Origin of the sequence: Coleofasciculus sp. G1-WW12-02 (assembly GCF_040219735.1) — a bacterium.
GTDB lineage: Bacteria > Cyanobacteriota > Cyanobacteriia > Cyanobacteriales > Coleofasciculaceae > Coleofasciculus.
Genome location: NZ_JAVJRX010000033.1, coordinates 1 through 13,199, shown reverse-complemented (window position 1 = coordinate 13,199; position 13,199 = coordinate 1). Strand labels below are relative to the sequence as shown.

Sequence of the window (13,199 nt, the reverse complement as noted above, 5' to 3'; positions counted from 1 at the left end):
CGTGCCGTTTGGATTCACTGCGATTGCTAACAATCCGGCTCTTTCAGCCTTGATTGAAAGAATTTGCAGGAATTGACCCCATCCAGCATCATGAGTTGATTTTGCTAATCTTGTTCTGGCAATACCTCTGATATTTAACTTATCACCATTTTGATTCCGCTTCACAACTGGCTTAGTTAGTGTATTGGTACATCACGGTTTGTTTTGTGTCGTTCGCCCACCGATATTCAGCCCTGGATCGAGAGGAACACCAGTTCCATAAGATTCAGTCACTTCCTGGGGCAAATTGGAAATAATTGGTTCCTCGGTATCTTCATCTTCTACCGGTGTATCCGAAACTAGGTCGGTATCTTCGATGGGTACATCAGAAAGATTTCCGGCTTCGTTTGGATTGAGTTCTTGGTTGGGTTTACGAGTCATATCAGCCATGATGTTTCTGTCAATCCTGGGAATATCTATAACTGCAACCTATCTTAAGATTCGAGTCAATCGAATCTGCAAATAGGATGAAAATTCAGCAGTCTCGATCTTGATTGGGTTTTGAGAAGATATTCTTGACTCAGATACCGTGCGAAAGGCACAACTAGTTATAGTCGATTGATTAAGCTAGCCGAAAGATATATCGAAGTCTGCTTCCTTGACAAATCTTATACAGCGCGATCGGCGCATAAATACCTATGACTGTACCCAGGATAAGGTGTGCGATCGGCTCTGTAAAACCCAAGACATATTGTAGAAAAATTCGTAGTGGTGCCGAAGCTATTGTATGAGCCACGTATATTTCTAGCGACAAGCTTCCCCACTGTTTCACGAAGCCAGTTCTATTAAACCGATCTAGGAGAATCGCCAAAGCAACTGAGGCGGCGATGCCAAATATAGCAACTATAGGCGTCAGTAATTTTACCGCCATCAAATTAAACCCAACCGCTAATCCCACAGCACAAAATCCACCAATGGTAACAATGAGCAAAGTCTTGGTTTTCCATTGACTTAACTGTGACATTAATCTACTACTGCCTACTACCGCACCCAAGGCGAGGTAGATAGCATAGCGGCGGACTGAATACAAAACTCCCCATGAACCCAAGTGAACATCAACGATTTGCGTCAAGTAAAATAAAATCGCCAAAATTAAAAATACTCTGGGAGAAACATTGAGCTTGTGGACAATCGCGTAGACCAACATGATTACAAAAAGACTGTAGAGAAACCAATATTGCATCACGGGTTGGTAGACAATTCGCCACAAGTTAGTTAGGGGGATCGGATTATTGGTATAACTACCTGCTATAGCCTGAAGGACAGTTTGAAGCACCGACCAGACAAAGTAGGGGTAAGCGATAACCTTGAGCTTACTGACGACAAAATCTCTTAGTGGTTTGGAGGCTGAACGTTCGATAAATAATCCTGAAAGGCAAAAGAAAAGTGGCATGTGAAAGGCATAAATCCACTGATCTATTGAAATAATTATTGTTGACGCATCAAGTATTGAACTATTAACTAAACCTCTAAGCGTATGACCAAAAACAACTAAAAATATTCCGATACCCTTGGCATAATCAACCCATTGCACCCGCTGTTTAGTCGCGAATGGAGTCTGGGTTTGTTTAGAGATATTAGCCATCAACCAATCCTCAACTCAGGGTGCATATCTATTTGAATATTTAATTATATTGAGCAGCAAACATTTTTGGATTGGGGTCAGATTTTAACAGATTTAACAGATGGATCATGAGGGATGAGGAGTGAAACAGTTTTGAGTAGGACGGCTTTCACCATTATCATTGTTTTTCACCCTGATTTAATTAAACCCGCTCCCACAAGGGGGAGGATTATTTGACAAAAGACAAATGAGAGATGGGAAGCATCGCCTATTGGTAATCTAATCGATGAGCTGTGACCCATTAACAATCAACAATCACTATTATTAACTTTGGATTTTAAGCGCATATTCCCGGAACCGCTCCAAATCTGCTTGAATCGTAGACTCGACAATTCGACCTAAGAACAAACCATCCATCAACTTACCCAAAATGCCAGGAATATCATAAGCCACAGTAAGTTTAACAACACTACTTCCGTGGCGATCATAAAAGCGTACTGCACCCCGATTAGGTAAACCATCCACAGATTCCCACTGAATAATCTGATGGGGTACTAATTTTAGAATGCGGGAGAGCCAGCTAAATTCAAAGCCACTGCTGGCGAGTTTCCAACGGGATAAATCTGGATTGTCTTCGAGGACTTGTACCGAGTCAATCCACTTCATCCAGCGAGGCATTTGCTCTAAATCAGACCAGAGGCTCCAAACGGTTTCCATTGGCACCTCGACTTCAACCTGTACGCTGTGTTCTAACCAGTCAGATTTATTTGTCATTTGTCATTTGTCATTTCTTATTTGTCAGGGAATAGGAAACAGGGAACAGGTAATTCAAATTCATAATTCATAGCAAGTTGTAGATCATAATAGTAGTTTCTCTCCCCCTGCTTCCCCTGCAAGGGCGGGTTTAGTCACGTTATCGGTTGTTTCCAGAACGTTATCTGTAAAACCCGCCCCTACATCCGGAGCTTCCCCGGTTCTCAGATAACTTTTAAGTCGTGGTAACCAGGGTTGGTTCTACAGGTTTTTGTGCATGTTCTAGAATCGCTTTAGCCGCACGCCGTCCGGATAGAGTCGCTCCTTCCATACTATCGATGTAATCTTGCTGAGTATAGCTCCCTGCTAAGAAGAAGTTGCTCACTGGGGTTTTTTGGTTAGGGCGATAGGAGTCCATTCCTGGAGCTTCTCGGTAAAGAGATTGAGCTAATTTAACCACACTGTACCAGGTCATGTTCAATTCCCGCGAAGAAGGGAAGAGTTCGTGGACTTGCTGGAGGACATGTTGGGCGATGGATTCATTATTTTGCCGGATAAAGGGATCACCGGGTGTTAGTACTAATTGTAACAGTGACCCTTGTCCTTCTTTGTAATAGTCACTGGGGCTGGTTAAGGCTAAGTCGGCAAAGCAGGAGAAGTCCGCATCGGGAGTATAGAGGAGATTATCCATCCCCGCCGCTTGTGCCAGTTGCTTCCGTTTTTGAGCATCATGGAGTTCTGTTACCCAGCCATCAAACCGCAGTTGCACAGTGGCGACAGGTACAGTGTCTAGCTGGTAGAGATTGTCAAACTCTGACCATTTGCGCCATGATTCTGGCAACAGACGCTGCACTCCAGGTACATCGGCGGCGCAAACGTAAGCATCAGCGGTAATGGTTTCCTCGCTTTCACCTTGGGCGATTACTAAACCTGTCACATTAGCTGAGTCTCCTGTCTCGGTGTAGAGGATTTCTCTCACCCGTCGCCTGGTATAAATTTTTGCTCCTCGCGCTTCGAGGTAATTGATAATCGGTTGATGTAAGTATTCATTCGGCGAACCTTCCAGCATCCTGAGAATCGATGCTTCTGTTCTGGCTGCAAAGAACTGGAAGATTGTCAACATGCAACGGGCAGAAATATTCTCTGTATCGATAAAACCGAGGGCGTAGGCGATAGGATTCCACATCCGCTTTAAGCTGCCGTTAGATCCCCCATGCTTGCGGAACCAGTCGGCAAAGCTGATTTTATCCAAGTCGCGAATCGTTTGCATTGCCCCGTCAAAGTCGATCAAGCCGCGTACTAGGGGACTGGTTCCGAGTGCGATCGCGTTTTGTAGCTTATCCTGAAGTGATAGCTGGGAGGTGGTGAAAAAGGCTTTGAGTCCATTAAATGGCGCTCCTGTGATAAAGCGAAAGTCTAGCGCTCCCGTGCGTCCACCACGATTAATAAAGGTATGGGTATGTTCTTTGAGACGTAGGTTCTCCAACGCCCCTACCTGGTTCATTAAGTCAAATAAATTGTAGTAGCAGCCAAAAAAGACGTGCAACCCCATCTCGATGTGATTGCCCTCGGCGTCTACCCAACTGCCAACTTTGCCGCCCACGAATGGACGGGATTCAAAGATTTCTACATGGTGTCCGGCATCGACTAATTCTACAGCCGTCGCCATTCCGGCAAGTCCTGCCCCAACGATCGCAACGCGCATCGTAGCCCTTCCTTTTCAGTTTTCTTTACAGATTGTAATAGAATTTGGTATCCAAATGCAGCCTATAGGCTTGCGATCGCAGTTTTGTTTGGTGGCATGAAATCTTGATAAAGTTGGCTAAACAGAGTTGCTGATGTCAGCCAATAGGAATTAGAATGTACAAAGTGTCTTACATGTTATACAGTAAGTATTACAGACTTACCAGTCTACAAAAATTGGGTAAGGCAAATATCTTGCCAAAGAGAAAGCAGGAAAGGTTACTCAATCTGAACATCAGGGTTGCTAGTTACAGATAGAACACCCAACAAAGTCTTTCTACAGGCTCAGCCTCCTAGACGTGAGCCTAACTCTAACTGAGCCGACAGGCAATAGCAGTTTTAATGTCACTGTTTTTGCTTAATCATTTTTAATGCAACTCAAATGTGTTTGAACAACAAAGAACGTAAAAGAGAGGAAGAGAAGGTATTACTATCTTCCCTAGCGGTTGAAGTCGATACTATTTTTTTGAAACTTCGCAAAGCGGATCAAGTCATTCGGAATGAACTTAATTTACTAAATTATCCCAGCATTAAATCCTTTGAAAAGAGCTGGATTGAGCCAATCCATGTCGAAGAACTAAAAAAGATTATTTATAGAATTCCACCTCAACATTTATTGGTAGATGAGTATGTTCTCTACATGCTTGACAGCAAAACAACGAGTATATTCGATTTAGTTGAAGATTATAATCATTCCCTAGAACACCGCAAGCAACTGCAACAAAGCAAGGATTGTAGTAACCTAAAGAATGTGGATGAACAGTTAGGTTATGCGATTCGACGTTTGGGGGCGATGATCTATCATTTAAATATTCATTTAAATTTGCTAACTGTTTTGTTAGTTAAAGCCCCGATTCTCACCGAGCATCAACAAATCGTTATTAACGACAGCAAAGATAAGGTAGAAAAAAATCTGCTGGATGATTGGGATAAATGGCACGACAATGTTCGGTTTCTAGAAATCACCATTGATGAACCTTATGCGATTGTAACGTGGGCAATGGAAGATCTTTGTGGAGATGCCCTTCTTCAGCAGGATCGAGGCAGTTGGCAATTGATGACGATCAGCACAAGCCGATTCGACACGAAAGCCTTGGAACCTGTGAATATTTCCTTGGATGCAGCTCAACGCTTGCTCAAGCGTCATTACCAGAAACTTGAATATTAATCCCTTATTCTTGGGCAGCATATTAAAGCAAACACCAAACATTTTTGTAGGTTGGTTTGACGTTAGGAAACCCAACAAAATCCCAGGCTAAAGCCTTTACTACGAACCAAATGTTGTCCGACTCCTTAGACAAATCGGATTGTGCGAATTTCTCGCCATAGTTCTTGGTACTGCTCAATCGCTTCTTGGGGTAAAGGATGCAGAAATTCACTGGCGTTGAGGATAGAGGGTTCTGGTAAAAGTATCGAACTGTTTTGCAGTTGGTTCGGTAACGTAGCCGGATTCAGGCTAACCAGTATCGGTGAAGCCGCATGAGTTAATAAAGAAATGTCGATCGCGGATTGTTTTTGCCAGCAAAAATTAATCCATTGCTGGGATAATGACTTGAACGTTTCTGAGTCTGGCGATTCAGCCGCCGTCTTTTGCACAGCAGGTTGTACCCACACATCTGCCCAAAGGGATGTTCCTGAACGAGGAACGACGGCTTGAATTTGGCGATCGCGTCCGCGCAGGGATAAGATATCGGTAGACCAACCCACGGCTAGCCAAGTATCGCCTAAAATCAGGGGTTCTAGGTAGTGATTTGAACTGTAAAGTTTAACCTGTTTATGCAGCTCTAAGAGTTCGGTTTTCAGATTGGGGACTCGGCTCAAGTTGGCGGTATTATAGGAGAATCCTAATTTTTTCAAGGTCAACCCAATCACCTCTCGCGGACTATCGAGTAACGAGATGCGATCGCGTAATTCTTTTCGCCACAAGTCACTCCAATCCGTCGGAATCCACCCTAATTCCTCAAACTTATCGCGGCGATAGGCAATAACCACCGTCCCCCAGCGATAGGGTGCGCCCCAAATTAATCCCGATTCATCAAGTTGTCCTTGGCGATTGCGTCTGACAATTGCTTGCCAACGGGGGGGTAACTGTTGCCATCCCGGTAATTCTACCAGTTCTAGGGGTTGAATCAGTTGCTGCTCAATGGCGGATTCTAACCAATAACTTCCTAATGTGACCAAATTTGCGATCGCGGGTGGCTGGCGACTAATCAGAGGAATAGGAAACCGCTTCGGGGATTCTGGGTTCTGTGCTTGTCGTCTCCACACCAGAAGGTGCTCGTATGTATCCTTAAGCTGGGCTTGTGGGTCAAACTTGAGCCTCACGGGTGAGTTTAGGGTTTGGCGAAATGCAGCCAATAGCTGAACGGGAATTGAATCTTGCAACAGTTCTACATTCAAAGCCGTTGGCTGTCTATTGCCACACCCAGACGCCAATTGCCCCAGTGCTAGGGCGCTAGCGCCCATTAGAAAGGAGCGTCGTTTCATCCCGAAAATCCAGTAAATTGATGGAATGGATGCGTGTTCTTTCAACAAACTAACATAATTTTTGTGTTCTTTGAGACGGACAGTCAAATAACCCATCTGCTATACAAGTGACCAGTGACCCGTGACTCGTTCATGAACCGCGCCTTACTTCGTGAAGACGCGGATTGGCAGAGGGAACCTGCCAGGAAGTCATGAATAGGGCATAAGTTGGTAGGGGATAACCACTTCCAAGCATTTCTCTAGCTTGGCTTAAATGTAGGTCTAGGAATCTCTAGGCACTGGGTAAGTCCAGGACACACCCCTATCAATGCCTTAAGAGACGTAAACATTTACACGAATGGATTATCTCTATGAATCGTGTTCCAGTAGTTAGCAAAGAAGGAAAACCACTGATGCCTACCAAACCCTCCAGGGCTGTAAGAGCAGAGAAATCCGGAAAAGTCTACATTGGCTATGTTGGTGGGTTCACCGACACTCAAAAGACTAAAAATATTTCCGTTTGCGACTACACATGGAAACGTATTGGTCAATTTGCCCCTAGTAAAGTTGACTTAATCAGGAGAAATAATGGCTTATGTGTAGCTTAGGCAAGAACTGGATGCCTCCATTCTTCCGGCATCCCGCTATCCTTCCTCACCCTACGAGAGTTGAGGGTGAGGACTCCCGCGAATACGTTGAGGGAATCGGGGAACTTATCCAGAGTTCGGTCTTAGTTGAAGGCGCAATTGTTAATAAAACATTAAATAGTTAGATTGGCGACATTAAAGCAAGACAAAGCGAAAATCTGGGGAAACAGGCGATAAACGCCCAAGATAAATCATTTTTGGGGTTGACTGAATGACTGTCAGTTGTCCCCTACCAAAAAATCAGCAGAACATCGGGGTAAGAATTGTCTCAAATAGTTAAATGAATCAGCACGAAGAGAACTTTCGAGTATAAATTGACTAGCATGAAGTAGAACTCGCTATGGAAATTGGTAAGCAGATGGATACAATTCAACAACAAATCACCGCCCTAAATCATAAAGTTGATGCCATATATCAAATTATCGAGCAGCTCGACCAAAAACTTTCCCAGTGTCTGCCTACAGTCAAGCCGATGTTAACCGTAGACTCTGAGCTACAAGCATCAACCGAAAAGGTTAATGACATCCCCGTCTACGCGAATCCAAAACTGCTTGACTCAGTAATGGAACATAAAGATATCCTGATTGAGGATACTGGTGAAGTATCTCAATTTCATACGAATCACAACGGAAATCATCATCCAGAGAATCCCCTATCCGCCGATGTACAAGTGCAACGCCTCACTGCCCAATTGACCGCCGCCTACAATCGCATTGCGGCTTTAGAAGAACAGCTTCTCGCTCGCAGAATTCACTCTTGACCTAGTGGTATTGAGCTAGCAGTGTTTCAATGGCTTGTAGTAATTGAGTAGCGTTCCATCCTTGGTAAAGATGGGAGGCGATCGCACATCCTCCAGCACCGACACCTTCCTTGACATATCCTTGTTCGTAAGCCCGTAGCTGCGGATAACTTGACTGGGCAAAACTTAAGTCGGTTGCTAAAAGGGGAACATCACCGATAGCTCGTGCTAATCCTACGGTATCACCCGTGGGATCATCTGCTACCCAGCGAGTTGTACCGACAACCACCTGCTTAGGTTGCCAATTAGCTTGAGTTTGCTGCGCCAACGCCCGTGCTAGTGCATAAACCGCCAACATTTGCGTCCCTCCAGCCAACAAAACACCAACACTCTGACTTGCGCCAAGTACCATTCCGGCGGCTGTAATTTGCATCGGATCGCCTACGGCGGCGACTAACTCGAAGGGATCAATGAATTCTGCCAGTTTTCCTTCCCAGTCAGCCTGTTGCAGCCCGATGCGAACGATTTCTGCTTTTTGGCGATGATTACAGCGAGGATGGCTGCTATTGACTTTACCCATAGCGGCAATACCTAACCCTGTTAGGACACTCAAAGCCGTTGTGGTTCCGCCAACCACGCATTCAGCAATCATTACATATCCGTCTACGGCAACGGTTGCTAGCTTTTGACCCCAGATTAAGCCTTGCTCAAATAGATGTTTTACGGTGCTGATGGGCAAGGCTTTTCCCGTGGTCAAACAGTTAGCGGGTAAACCCTCTAAATCTATAGCTGGGACGGCTGGGGGTTGGGGTAAACCCGCATTGAATAGATAAACGGGAAGGTGACAAGCCTCGACGACAGCGCGAGAAATCAGCACAGGGGATGCCCCAGCATCCAAGGGAGGTAGAGGATATTGAGGATTGGGGGTAAAACCATTAACCAAGAATTCAGCATCCGCTACTGCTGTATACTTACGATCCTCTGGGGTTGCCCCAGCCGCAGAAATGCCGGGGATCAACCCTGTTTCCGTAAATCCTAAAATACAAGCAAGTAGGGGAGGTTGTCCCCGATACTGCTGCAACCATTTATTTCCTTGGATGAATTGGGTATAGATTCGGATCACGCCTGTCCTTTAGGTGAATCGACGAGAAGCCCAGCGCTGTACCCAAAGGGTGACGCGGTTCGGATCAATGATCAATGACCAATGACAATTAAACTAGGACAGGTGTTTCGGTTTGATCGAGTTCTCGAAACAAAGGCGTACTCAGATAGCGTTCACCAAAACTGGGTTGTATCATAACAATTAACTTACCCGCATTCTGCGGACGTTTCGCCACCTGAATCGCGGCACATAACGCAGCGCCGGAGGAGATTCCAGATAACAACCCTTCTTCTCGTGCCAAACGGCGACCAAAAGCGATGGAATCTTCATCACTAACTTGAAGCACTTCATCAATCAGTTCTGTACGCAAAACTTGAGGGACGAAACCAGCACCAATCCCTTGAATCTTATGGGGTCCAGCTTGTCCGCCAGAGAGAACTGGACTACTGATGGGTTCGACTGCGATCGCGACAAAATCGGGTTTACGTTGCTTGAGAACTTCGGCAATGCCGGTAATTGTACCACCAGTGCCAACCCCAGCGATCAGGATATCGACCTGACCCTCTGTATCTGCCCAAATTTCTTCAGCCGTTGTCTCTCGATGGATTTGGGGATTGGCTGGGTTTTGGAACTGTTGCAGCATAAAGGCTTCAGGAGTACTTTCGGTAATTTCGTTGGCTCTGCGAATTGCTCCTTTCATCCCCTCGGTTCCCGGCGTTAGCTCTAGTTTTGCACCATAAGCTTTCAACATCGATCGCCGTTCTAGGCTCATCGTATCGGGCATAGTCAAGATTAGCTGATACCCTTTCGCGGCGGCTACCATCGCTAGGGCAATACCAGTATTCCCCGATGTCGGTTCCACTAAAATTGTTTTCCCTGGCTGAATCTGACCCGCTGCTTCCGCCGCCCGAATCATACTCATCCCGATGCGGTCTTTCACCGAAGCGGCTGGGTTCATTCCCTCCAGTTTCACCACAATTGTCCCCACACATCCCTCTGCTTGAGGAATTCGGTTGAGCTGAATTAGGGGAGTGCGACCGATCACTTCTGTGATGTCATGAGCAATTCGCATAGTTTCTCCTTATCAAAGATTGACAATCACCGCTCCTTTAGGACGGTGATTAAGAGCCAGTCGAACAGTGTTAACTGCACGTACTCTCGGTGGGTTGACAGCTCATCACAGACTGCCTCAGGTCATCATACCAAGTTGCGTTCTAACCTGTCTTATGACAGCGTTGCCTTAGTGAAAGCGTTAGCGAGGAACGAAGGTCGGAACTTTTCCTCAGAATCTCGCCAGATGCTTCGCTACTGTTCCTTCGCTGAGCCTGACAGATTAACTCTTTGAGAGCAACTTGGTATCACGTCTGGGTTAATCTATCCTAACCCGTTACTCCAATTACTTTGGGTTAATTCCTGTTCTTTAACCACAGGTATCAGCGATTTGTGATCGCTAACGCTCACACCTCGATACTTTAAGGTTGAACTCGTTGACGTAGCCGGAGAGTTCACCAAATGGTGAACTCTCAAAGCCTGACCCCGATATTTTCCGATCACCTCATCTTCCGTTACCTCAACCTCGGCAGGGGTTAGGTCATAGTTAACGCCTCGATAAACTAACTTGACGTTTTTCTCATCCGGCAATGATGACTCTATGACGGGCGCAGACGATGAAGAACTGCGTCTATGATTGCTGAGAATGACCACGACTAGCAGCAATAATTGAATTTGCCAAGGTGCTAAACATAACGTTACAAGTAAGCTAATTAAGGCAACGGCGGCGGCAATATAAGCTATTTCATTAGCCAAATGTTGAAAAAGATAGGCGGCGACGATAAAAATCCCCAGGGGAATGATAAATAATAAAGACATATCAAGTGACCTGTAACCTACTTAGTCTGTTATCTTAGCGAATTACCAAAGTATCAACAGGGGAGCAGGGCTTGCTGTAACAATATTGACAGATACCTTATTCATCATTCGTTATACTCGCTCCCGCAAAGAAGCCAGCTACGTCTTATGTAAGGGTTTGAAGACTATTTACAAAACTTAACATATTTCGGTTTATTTCCATCAACCTACTTATTTCAATAATCCAGCAAAACTTGTACCCACTGAGGCGGGCGAGGAATGGGATTTTTCAGGCGATCAAAGATGAGTAATGCCACCAGATGAACAACAAATAAATAAACGGCATTGTTGACCACAATTGCCAAAATTGCCACCACCTGAATCAAGGTCAAACTGGGCTGAGCCAGTAACCCCAGCTTGATAAATCCCCATTCCACTAACTCTGTAATTTGAGTCATCACATAAACCCACAGATCCTCACTCAGCAGAATCGAGAGCAGCCAGAATCGAAAAAAGAATCCAAAAGTTCCCAGTAGAGTACCAATACCAATGGAAAATAACCAATTCGCTTGACGTTTCCACAATGCGCCCAACTGAACGCCCATCAAACCGTAGGGAATCAAAAAGAGAATACTGCGGGTTGGTCCTTGTAGCACCGACAGCAACAACCCTGACACCAGAGCCGCCATCCAAGAGGCTCGATGTCCCCGACGCATATACACCAAGGCAATTGGCACAGGGAAAAACATCTTCAGGACAGGACCTAGGGGAAAATAATAATTAATCAGCCAAATCAAACTAGCTGTACTGGCGAGGAACGCCGTTTCCACCATGACTACAGTGGTATTGAACTGTAGCTGTTGTTCATGAGAGGAGTTACTCGCCGAATTGTTGCCTTGATCAGGTATTTGCCGTTCAGGTCTAGCATTGGTTGATGTTTCCGTCTCTCGGTCTAGTTCCTCGACCAAATCCCATTCGTCATGGGTATTTTCACTGGCTGAGTCTTGCGGCTGGGGTTCAGTATTCTGATCTGGATTAGGGCGAGGCGTTTGGGCATCCTCAAAAGAATCGCTCATGCAGCTTTCATAAACGCTTAATCAACCTCCACTCTAACGCCCCTTTTACCTCGAAACGATCGCCTGATCCCCTGAAGTGGATAAACCTGCCTCAAACTCTTACCAAGAACAAAGGACATAAGACGCTTCTAAGCAATAATGCGTTCTAATGCCGGCAGATCAGGGATAAACATAATATCATGTTCTCGCTTAATCAACCCTTTTTTTTCCAGCTTAGTCAACACCCGCGTCACCGTCTCCCGTGCTAATCCACTCAAGCTGCTTAACTCGCGATGGGGTAAGTTAGGAATCTCAGTGCCTTGCTGTTTGACTTTACCCTGACCCTCTGCCAAAAACAGGAGCGTGTCTGCCACTCGCGACGTACTATCAGACTCCCTCAGGCGCAGACGACGGTTAACTTGGCGCAAGCGCTTTGCCATAAGCTGAGACAAACGAACACCTGCTAGAGGTTCATCATGAATGAGCTGGACAAAATCTTGGGCGGGTATACTGCCAATCGTCGTAGGAGTTAAGGTAATCACATCAGTAGAACGAGGTACCTCATCCAGTGCCGCCATTTCGCCAAAAATTTCCCCCTTGCCTAAAATATTCAGGGTCACTTCTTTACCCTCCAGGTTATAGGTACGAATCTTTGCCCAGCCCTCCAAAATGAAGTAAACCGAGCCACCCCAATCATTTTCCAGCAAAATCACTCGATCCTTTGGGTGGCTGCGAGTAACAACATGAGCCGTAGCTTGATTCACACTGGCTTCTGGTAAGCCAGCAAATAAAGGAGCAGTGCGAATTAACTCATTAACATTAGAGTTCATTGCGTGTGAGCTGTATCGATCATCCATGAAGCCAAACCACATTGTATACGCCGTGGACAAGTACGGCGATTTGTTATCCTCAAAAACTTGAGCAGGTTTCTTCCTGTTCCACAACAGACACAGGATTGAGTCGTTGTGGTGTCAGCGCCCCCCATCACCCCATCTAGACCAGCCATAATGGCAGATACAAGGGACTCATAAAAATCCTTCGTTGTGGGAAACCCTGTGTCTTTAGACCAGGGAGGAACACGCGGTAGCGGTTTTAACCGCATACCCCTTTCGGGGTGGAGGGGTATGGTTGCCCCTCCGGTTTTCACCCATTTCTGGGGTAAAGTTAGCCTCGCCAAGGTTATCGGTCGGTAACTGTCCAAAAAGCACTGTTTCAGTGACCTTAAAACTGTTTAACTTTTCGG

General features: G+C 45.6%; 13 protein-coding genes and 2 pseudogenes. 3 read left to right on the top strand and 12 right to left on the bottom strand.

What is annotated here, in order from left to right; genetic code table 11:
• The 5 genes and pseudogenes from RID09_RS04620 to zds all read right to left on the bottom strand — a co-directional run.
• Positions 1–144: pseudogene (locus RID09_RS04620) on the bottom strand (RNA-guided endonuclease TnpB family protein); the annotation flags it as partial.
• A 48-nt stretch (positions 145–192) separates the two neighbouring features.
• The gene (locus RID09_RS04615; RefSeq protein WP_446334779.1) at positions 193–429 is read right to left on the bottom strand and encodes a hypothetical protein; all 237 of its coding nucleotides are present in this window, start codon (positions 427–429) and stop codon (positions 193–195) included.
• A gap of 172 nt (positions 430–601) precedes the next feature.
• Positions 602–1,624: an acyltransferase family protein gene (locus tag RID09_RS04610; protein WP_446334778.1), complete on the bottom strand. Its 1,023-nt coding sequence runs from the start codon at positions 1,622–1,624 to the stop codon at positions 602–604.
• Positions 1,625–1,927: 303 nt separating this feature from the next.
• Entirely contained in the window at positions 1,928–2,377 is a 450-nt protein-coding gene (locus RID09_RS04605; protein WP_446334777.1) for an SRPBCC family protein, read from the bottom strand.
• Between the two features lie 214 nt (positions 2,378–2,591).
• Positions 2,592–4,061, bottom strand: coding sequence for a 9,9'-di-cis-zeta-carotene desaturase (zds, locus tag RID09_RS04600; RefSeq protein WP_446334776.1), 1,470 nt, complete (start codon positions 4,059–4,061; stop codon positions 2,592–2,594).
• 420 nt (positions 4,062–4,481) lie between these two features.
• Here zds and RID09_RS04595 point away from each other — a divergent pair, with 420 nt between their 5' ends.
• Positions 4,482–5,267: a hypothetical protein gene (locus tag RID09_RS04595; protein WP_446334775.1), complete on the top strand. Its 786-nt coding sequence runs from the start codon at positions 4,482–4,484 to the stop codon at positions 5,265–5,267.
• Between the two features lie 125 nt (positions 5,268–5,392).
• Here RID09_RS04595 and RID09_RS04590 read toward each other — a convergent pair whose 3' ends face one another.
• On the bottom strand, positions 5,393–6,586 hold the full coding sequence (locus tag RID09_RS04590) for an extracellular solute-binding protein (protein ID WP_446334774.1): 1,194 nt from the start codon (positions 6,584–6,586) through the stop codon (positions 5,393–5,395).
• Positions 6,587–6,936: 350 nt separating this feature from the next.
• Between RID09_RS04590 and RID09_RS04585 the strand changes: the two are divergent.
• Both RID09_RS04585 and RID09_RS04580 read left to right on the top strand, forming a co-directional pair.
• Positions 6,937–7,059 (top strand): annotated as a pseudogene (locus RID09_RS04585) (RRXRR domain-containing protein); the annotation flags it as partial.
• 493 nt (positions 7,060–7,552) lie between these two features.
• A complete protein-coding gene (locus RID09_RS04580) occupies positions 7,553–7,972 on the top strand; it encodes a hypothetical protein (protein ID WP_446334773.1) in 420 nt (139 codons plus the stop codon).
• Position 7,973: 1 nt separating this feature from the next.
• Here the strand turns inward: RID09_RS04580 and cobT are convergent, their stop codons facing one another.
• The 6 genes from cobT to RID09_RS04550 all read right to left on the bottom strand — a co-directional run.
• Positions 7,974–9,074, bottom strand: a complete 1,101-nt coding sequence (gene cobT, locus RID09_RS04575) for a nicotinate mononucleotide-dependent phosphoribosyltransferase CobT (protein ID WP_446334772.1) — start codon at positions 9,072–9,074, stop codon at positions 7,974–7,976.
• Between the two features lie 88 nt (positions 9,075–9,162).
• Positions 9,163–10,125 carry a cysteine synthase A gene (gene cysK / locus RID09_RS04570; protein ID WP_446334771.1) on the bottom strand — a complete coding sequence of 321 codons (963 nt, stop codon included), beginning with the start codon at positions 10,123–10,125 and terminating at the stop codon, positions 9,163–9,165.
• A gap of 302 nt (positions 10,126–10,427) precedes the next feature.
• Positions 10,428–10,922 carry a DUF4278 domain-containing protein gene (locus RID09_RS04565; RefSeq protein ID WP_446334770.1) on the bottom strand — a complete coding sequence of 165 codons (495 nt, stop codon included), beginning with the start codon at positions 10,920–10,922 and terminating at the stop codon, positions 10,428–10,430.
• A gap of 215 nt (positions 10,923–11,137) precedes the next feature.
• Positions 11,138–11,977 carry a DUF2232 domain-containing protein gene (locus tag RID09_RS04560; RefSeq protein WP_446334769.1) on the bottom strand — a complete coding sequence of 280 codons (840 nt, stop codon included), beginning with the start codon at positions 11,975–11,977 and terminating at the stop codon, positions 11,138–11,140.
• A 128-nt stretch (positions 11,978–12,105) separates the two neighbouring features.
• Positions 12,106–12,813: a Crp/Fnr family transcriptional regulator gene (locus RID09_RS04555; RefSeq protein ID WP_446334768.1), complete on the bottom strand. Its 708-nt coding sequence runs from the start codon at positions 12,811–12,813 to the stop codon at positions 12,106–12,108.
• A gap of 204 nt (positions 12,814–13,017) precedes the next feature.
• On the bottom strand, positions 13,018–13,199 hold a 182-nt coding region (locus RID09_RS04550), incomplete at its 5' end, for a hypothetical protein (RefSeq protein ID WP_446334767.1).

Bases quoted from the DNA above. Each gene is read 5' to 3' on its own strand.
- RID09_RS04610 (WP_446334778.1), bottom strand. From the start codon at position 1,624: ATGGCTAATATCTCTAAACAAACCCAGACTCCATTCGCGACTAAACAG.
- RID09_RS04560 (WP_446334769.1), bottom strand. From the start codon at position 11,977: ATGAGCGATTCTTTTGAGGATGCCCAAACGCCTCGCCCTAATCCAGAT.
- RID09_RS04605 (WP_446334777.1), bottom strand. From the start codon at position 2,377: ATGACAAATAAATCTGACTGGTTAGAACACAGCGTACAGGTTGAAGTC.
- RID09_RS04565 (WP_446334770.1), bottom strand. From the start codon at position 10,922: ATGTCTTTATTATTTATCATTCCCCTGGGGATTTTTATCGTCGCCGCC.
- zds (WP_446334776.1), bottom strand. From the start codon at position 4,061: ATGCGCGTTGCGATCGTTGGGGCAGGACTTGCCGGAATGGCGACGGCT.
- RID09_RS04580 (WP_446334773.1), top strand. From the start codon at position 7,553: ATGGAAATTGGTAAGCAGATGGATACAATTCAACAACAAATCACCGCC.
- RID09_RS04615 (WP_446334779.1), bottom strand. From the start codon at position 429: ATGGCTGATATGACTCGTAAACCCAACCAAGAACTCAATCCAAACGAA.
- RID09_RS04555 (WP_446334768.1), bottom strand. From the start codon at position 12,813: ATGGATGATCGATACAGCTCACACGCAATGAACTCTAATGTTAATGAG.
- RID09_RS04590 (WP_446334774.1), bottom strand. From the start codon at position 6,586: ATGAAACGACGCTCCTTTCTAATGGGCGCTAGCGCCCTAGCACTGGGG.
- RID09_RS04595 (WP_446334775.1), top strand. From the start codon at position 4,482: ATGTGTTTGAACAACAAAGAACGTAAAAGAGAGGAAGAGAAGGTATTA.
- cysK (WP_446334771.1), bottom strand. From the start codon at position 10,125: ATGCGAATTGCTCATGACATCACAGAAGTGATCGGTCGCACTCCCCTA.